Here is a 6695-nt window from a genome sequence, read left to right as displayed (position 1 = left end):
GAGGTCGGAACCGAGGGAAACCTGGGCGGACAAGCACACGTACGAGGCGTGTCCGGCGTGTGGAAAGACCTCACGGACAACGTCAACTTCATGGCAGACAACCTGACCTCACAGGTGCGAAACATCGCCCAAGTGGCCACGGCCGTGGCACAGGGAGATTTGGGTAAGAAAATCGACGTCGATGCGCGCGGAGAGATTCTGGCGCTCAAAACCACCATCAACACTATGGTGGACACGCTGTCCTCCTTCTCCTCCGAGGTCACCCGGGTGGCCCGCGAGGTCGGTAGCGAGGGCCAGCTGGGCGGACAAGCCCGCGTAGAAGGCGTCCACGGCACCTGGAAGCATTTGACCACGAGCGTCAATAGCCTTGCTCTTAACCTCACTACCCAGGTGCGTGCTATCGCGGAGGTTGCCTCGGCTGTCACACAAGGCGATTTGTCCGGATCCATTACGGTTGAGGCTCGTGGTGAAGTGGCGGAATTGAAGAACAACATCAACCTCATGGTCTCCAAACTTCGGGAGACCACGCGCGCCAAGGACTGGCTTGAGTCGAATCTGACCCGGTTGGCTGGGCTTATGCAAGGGCATCGCGACCTCAGAGAAGTAGCTGAACTGATCCTCCGTGAGCTCACTCCACTAGTCAACGCACAATATGGCGCCTTCTTCTTGGCTGATGGAAAAGTCGAAGATGATTCCAGTGATGCTACGGAACCAAGGTCTAAGGATCTCGCCTTCATAGCGGGTTATGGATCGAGGGGGGCTACGGCGGACACCCCAGGCATGCCTGCCCATGGTTTGGTATGGCAGGCAGCGGTAGAAAAGAAGCGTATTCTAGTCGAGCAAGCACCGCCCGGCTACATAAAGATCAACTCGGGACTTGGCGAGTCGCCACCCGCCAGTGTCGTGGTCATACCGATACTCTTCGATGGGCGACTCCTCGGGATTATTGAACTGGCTTCCTTTTCGAAATTCTCCGAAGTTCATCTTGCATTCTTCGATAAGTTCGTTCATACCATCGGAGTCGCCTTCAATACCATCCTGGCAAATTCTCGCACCGAGGCCTTGCTGACTGAATCTCAGCGCCTTGCTGGACAACTGCAAGAACGCTCTGATGAACTCCAGAGCCAACAGGAAGAACTACGACGCTCAAATTCTGAACTGGAAGAGAAGGCGGAATTGCTGGCAACCTCATCTCAGTATAAGTCCGAGTTCTTGGCCAACATGTCCCACGAGTTGCGTACCCCCCTTAATTCGCTGCTAATTCTCGCGCGTCTGCTGTCCGAGAACCCAGATGGGCACCTGACGGAGCAAGAGGTTAAATTCGCATCTACAATCTACCGATCTGGCTCCGACCTCCTTCAGTTGATCAATGACATTCTCGACCTGTCAAAGGTTGAAGCAGGCCGTATGGATGTCCGGCCCAAAAGAATTCCGATCCTCAAACTCGTCGACTACGTCAGTGCCACGTTTCGTCCGATCGCTGTCGACCGCGGACTAGGTTTCGAGATTTTCGTGGGCGAGGATGTTCCTTCAGAAATCTATTCCGACGAGCAGCGGATTCAGCAGATTTTGCGAAACTTGTTGTCAAATGCTCTCAAATTTACGTGTGCTGGACGAGTAACCCTGCGTCTCCAGCGCTGCACGGATCCAGGTAGCGTGATCGACGAAGCCACGGACGTTCTAGAATTCGTCGTAAAAGACACTGGAATAGGGATTGCTCAAGAGAAGCTTTGTTCTATTTTCGAAGCTTTTGAGCAAGCAGACGGCACAACGAGCCGAAAGTATGGTGGGACCGGTCTCGGCCTATCTATCAGTCGTGAGCTCGCCGATTTGTTGGGGGGAAGAATTTTGGCCACAAGCAAGCCCGGAGTCGGAAGCCGCTTCACCTTGTACGTGCCGACTGTCTGCAGAGTCGACTCGGGCACTAATGAAACTCCGCTGGAAAGACGAATGCCGACGCCTGCCATCACTGCCGCGACTGCACGTGATTCGCAACAGACAGATTGCACTGCCAAAGCGGAGGTCGCGCCCTTTGACGATTCTGAGTGGCCGGATACCAAGCGGATGGAGGAATGGTCTCAAGGGCGAGCTGGCCAGGTGCTTCGGGACAAGCGAATTCTAATTGTCGACGACGACATCACTATGGTCTTCGCTCTTACTCAGGTGCTAGGCCGAATGGGAGCTTCCGTACTTTATGCAGAAAACGGCAGAGAAGGCATAGACACTCTGCAGAAGAACCCAGATGTGTCACTTGTATTGATGGACATCATGATGCCGGAGATGGATGGATATCAAGCCATCGAGGAACTGCGTGGAATGCCACGTTTTGTTGATCTTCCCGTCATCGCTGTTACAGCAAAAGCCACGACCGGCGATCGGCAGGAAACTCTCGGTCGCGGAGCAAATGAATACGTCCCCAAGCCGGTCAATGTCGATCGTCTACTTTCTATCACCTGTGATCTGCTCGCTGGCAAGGAATCTTCAAATTCCGCACAGCAGAAAGAACTAGACTTGGACGGCGAGACGTCGGAGTATGACAAATGACTCGAGATCTTCTCTGGGATAAAGCCAGCATTCTCATAGTCGACGACGTTGAAGACAACCTCATTGCCTTGGAAGCAGTGCTCGATTGCATGAACCTTGACATCGTGCGAGCGCGCTCCGGTCCCGAAGCTTTGAAGGCGCTCCTCCGCCAACGATTTGCCGTCATTCTTCTTGATGTCGTAATGCCAGGAATGGATGGCTTGGAAACAGCTAGCAATATTAAACGGCTCGATCAAACCCGGGATCTGCCCATCATATTCCTTACCGGGACAGAAAGAGGCACCAATTATGCCTACCGCGGGTACTCCATGGGAGCGGTCGACTATATAACCAAGCCATTTGACCCTTGGATCCTGCGCGCCAAAGTAGCTGTTTTTCTAGAACTGCATCGCAAGAATAGACAGCTGGATGAAATAATCTCTCAAAATCGCAAGATTGTCGAGAATCTCGAAGATCAGATATCGAGCGCGAAAGAGCGACTTGCATCGTCACGTGAGGACGCCCGCACAGAGCCAACCCTGAATCAACACATTGTGCAACTGGAGGATATTCTGCAAGAACTACGGGCATGGCTGGAAAATCCTTACGCCTCCTATGACCCAGGAAGGTCACAGATTTCCCTTAACAATGGGCATCAAAATCTCGAAATAGATCGATCGCCATAGTGATATCAGGAGCGGAGCATGAGCCAAAAACGGCCCACAATGGTGAGGTGTTATACCCTTCCAGGCAACTCGGAGGCGCCTGCGTTGGCGCGCCGATTTCTTCGCGCCGCGCTAGACACCTGGACGCAAAGTGGGCTTTTGGCCGAGGAATCCATGGAGAGCTTGGTTGACGACGCGCAGCTCATGGTCAGTGAGCTCGTCACCAACGGGGTCATACACGCCGGCACTAGAATGCAATTGACTTGCCGCTTGGAAGGCCCCGCCAGCGGTGATTCTCCAGATACCTTCACCGTCGAGGTATCTGATCACCATCCAGGCCGCTCGCCTGTGCCAAATGAGCCCGACACCTCGGGCTCTCACGGCCGGGGACTGAAAATAGTCTCCAGTCTTGCTCATTGCTGGGGCGTCAGCTACGGTAACGGATGCAAAACCGTCTGGTTTAGACTCTGCTATCGCGGCAATGACGAATCTACGAATTTTCCCCCGATTTTCCCGATGCTAGAATCACCCGAAAGTCAAGATTGCGCGTCCATGGATGGCCATGCAGAGCCTTCTGAGGATGATTCGGAATTCTATCTACGCTATGACAATCGAGAGACACTCGCCTTTCTCGCTGAGGCATCAGATTTGCTGTCAGGGCAACTCGATGAGGACAAAGTGGCGGCTCTCGCCGGGCAACTAGTCGTCCCCCGCCTCGCAGACTGGTGTGCAGTCTGGATTGAGCAAAACGGAGCGCGCACAAGATCCCCAAGGCTCGCCTGTGTTTGGCACACCTGTGAGCGCCTACTCCCCGCTCTCCGCGCCACTTTGGAGAGAGATACGACCGAATTGGTGAATAGCGCATCGCCTTGGCCTGCCGCGCTCCAATGGCCGCCAGCTACGCCCGAAACAGCCGCGATGGAAGAGCACAGGGATCTCCGGGGTCAGGCCATCACGTGTCGACTCGATGCAGGAGGTCGCAACGTGGGCACGTTGATGCTTGGGCGGACCGGCGCGGCAATAACAATTCCCCTGCAAGTCTCCACACTGCTCGCAGATTTTTCGCGTCGCCTAGCCCTCGCGATCTCCGGCGCTCAGCAGTATGCCCGCCATGCTAAGACCAGCAGTATCCTCCAACGGGGACTCTTGCCAACTAGCCTGGCCACGATCCCCGGTATGGACACACACGTGGTCTATGAGCCGGCGGAGGAAGGTGCTCTGGCTGGCGGCGACTTCTACGACCTCTTCCGCACAACCGATGGTCGATGGTGCTTTGCGCTAGGAGACGTGTGTGGTCACGGGCCGGAAGCAGCCGTCGTCGTTGGGATCGTTCGCCCCCTCCTGAAAATACTGGCCGAAGACGGCTTTAGTGTCCCAGGACTCCTTAACAGGCTAAATCGGGTCCTCGTTGACGATTCAATGCCATCGGTGGGTATTACAGCTGTTGGCAATGCTTGTCGGGAAGAAGACATAAAGCCAGTGTCGCTGCTCTATGGAGAGCTGCGATCGGACTCTCAAGGCAGCCTGCAATGCACACTGGCCAGCGCTGGTCATCCGATGCCACTCCTGCTTCACGCTCACGGGCAAGTTGAACATGCGGCAGAGCCACAACTACTTCTCGGTGTAACAGAGCAAAGCGCGTATCAGTCTCAGTCATTCGTATTCAAACCAGGCGACACCCTGTTGTGTGTGACAGATGGCGTCACCGAAAAGCGAAGCGGATTGCGTCAGTTTGACGATGAGGAAGGGCTGTCCCGCGTCCTCTCTTCCTGTGTCGGACTTGGGGCCGCTGGAGTCGCAGAACTGATTCGCCAAGCCGTACATTCGTTCGGAGACGCAGCACCTCAGGATGACTTGGCCCTGCTTGTCCTCCAAGCTCGTCAACCTAGCGAAGTATTGAAACAAGAGAGTCTGCGCGCGATTGTCACACCTCAATCCGTCGTTGCCTGATAGTATCCATCGGTTCGATTTGAGAAGGGCGCCTACTGGTTCGATGGCATGACACCTACGGCGCGCCTGGTTCTTCGGAGCCCGCCTTGCGGTTTCCGCTGTGTGCTCCCCGAGTGGGCCCACTACTTGACCCTTATTCTGAGATGGCGAACTTCTGGGGAGAAGTGGGTACTTGAAGCAGCTTCCCTTCCTCCCACGTTCGCACTGGTCGACCCACCTCACGCCCATCACGTGTCGCCACGATGCTACATTCCTTGACTCATCTCCCACGTTCGAACCCTGACTCGTCGCGGGCTCGCCGGAGGACTCTTCGCGCTTTGGCCGTCAATCACGCAGGCGTGCGGGGCTCCGCCTAGGTTTCCTCATTTACCGCACCAAAGCCTTGAGTCACCGTCGACCTTCTACCATTTCGCGAAGGTGCCTACGAACTGTCCCGTAATCCTCAGTGGGTCAGCGCGCGGCGTTATCGGCGTCGTGCGCCCACTGGGGATTACGGGACAGCCCTAGCCTCCCTTCACCCAGTCATTGGGCAAGGCAAGTGCGGTGCGCGCCTGAGAGCTGCGCAGAACCACTACACCCTACGCCGGTGTATGCGCTGGTGTTGCCAGGATCAGCGTGAGAAGGGCTCGCCGTACGTGCTGGGGCCTTGCTGGCAGCCAGTGCAGCCGATGGTGGAGCATCTCGCATAGAGCACCTAAATATTCAACAGTTCATCCCATCCTCGTGGTCAGGACATTCGATCCCGGCTCGAACTGCGACCAATGCCCGTGGTTCGGTGTGGTGGTGGTGGACGGACGGGCTGGAACTCACCTGCTTAAGAAGATAGGCAGTTATGCAACGGTTGTGGCCGGTGATCAACACGACTCTGTTCCGGCAACGGACAGCCATGATTGGCGAGATCTGCGTTCCTGGTCCGGGAGCAGAAAATTATGCATGCCGAGCAACGCAGGCCCTGCGAGCCTTTGGGCCAATGCCGATAGCTGGATCGACTGGAGCAGTGTGTGGGTGACGCCTATCTCCTGAGAGGCCCATCAATACGCGGCGGGAGTCTGTTCCCGTTTTCCAAGGACTGCCCGTAGGCGACTGGTGCGCGCCGCCCCCTCCTCTGGAGCAATTTTGAGTAAGCCTTGCTCAGGCCACATGGCCGGGGCTGCAGGAAAGTGGCAAATGGGTCAAGACCCCCCGCAGTTCGGTGTCCAACTCTCCAGCCAAATCTGTTCGCTTCCAGTCCCGGACGTGATCGCCATGCTTGGAAGTAGCCTCGTAACAAACGACTCCAGTACGGATGGCGGTTCAAGCAGGAGGGACCAGGCACCCCACCTGCCCCGCCCTCGCCAGCCGATAGATTTCTCGCAAGCTGCGGCGTCAACGAACTGTGGAGTTTTACGAGTTGGTGCGTGATAGCGGGTGGGCATGCTCTGTTGGTGAAGGGCATGGTGGATCGGGTGGTTCTGGCGCATCTGTTGTTTACGGGTGTCTCGAAGAGTCATCTGTCAACGTTGGTGGCGGAGTTGGCTGGGCCGTGGACGGCCAGCGTCGAAGGTCGCCGGCACCAGG

At 56.1% G+C, this 6695-nt stretch carries 3 protein-coding genes and 2 pseudogenes; all 5 read left to right on the top strand.

Features of this window, described 5'->3' with window-relative positions; all coding sequences use genetic code 11:
- Nucleotides 1-2544 (top strand): ATP-binding protein (locus ABZ532_RS30780; RefSeq protein WP_361291097.1); only part of this gene is annotated, 2544 nt, incomplete at its 5' end.
- Nucleotides 2541-3209 (top strand): response regulator, encoded by a 669-nt coding sequence (locus tag ABZ532_RS30775; RefSeq protein ID WP_361291094.1) that lies wholly within the window; start codon nucleotides 2541-2543, stop codon nucleotides 3207-3209. The genes ABZ532_RS30780 and ABZ532_RS30775, both read left to right, overlap by 4 nt.
- An 18-nt stretch (nucleotides 3210-3227) precedes the next feature.
- Nucleotides 3228-3641 (top strand): annotated as a pseudogene (locus ABZ532_RS30770) (ATP-binding protein); the annotation flags it as partial.
- 723 nt (nucleotides 3642-4364) lie between these two features.
- A complete protein-coding gene (locus ABZ532_RS30765) occupies nucleotides 4365-5138 on the top strand; it encodes a PP2C family protein-serine/threonine phosphatase (protein WP_361291100.1) in 774 nt (257 codons plus the stop codon).
- A 1433-nt stretch (nucleotides 5139-6571) separates the two neighbouring features.
- Nucleotides 6572-6695 (top strand): annotated as a pseudogene (locus ABZ532_RS30760) (IS5/IS1182 family transposase); the annotation flags it as partial.

Origin of the sequence: Streptomyces sp. NPDC019396 (assembly GCF_040632375.1) — a bacterium.
Lineage (GTDB): Bacteria > Actinomycetota > Actinomycetes > Streptomycetales > Streptomycetaceae > Streptomyces.
The sequence above is the reverse complement of the archived record's forward strand: the minus strand, read 5'-3'. Positions and strand labels throughout refer to the sequence as shown.

Bases quoted from the DNA above. Each gene is read 5' to 3' on its own strand.
- ABZ532_RS30775 (WP_361291094.1), top strand. From the start codon at position 2,541: ATGACTCGAGATCTTCTCTGGGATAAAGCCAGCATTCTCATAGTCGAC.
- ABZ532_RS30765 (WP_361291100.1), top strand. From the start codon at position 4,365: ATGGACACACACGTGGTCTATGAGCCGGCGGAGGAAGGTGCTCTGGCT.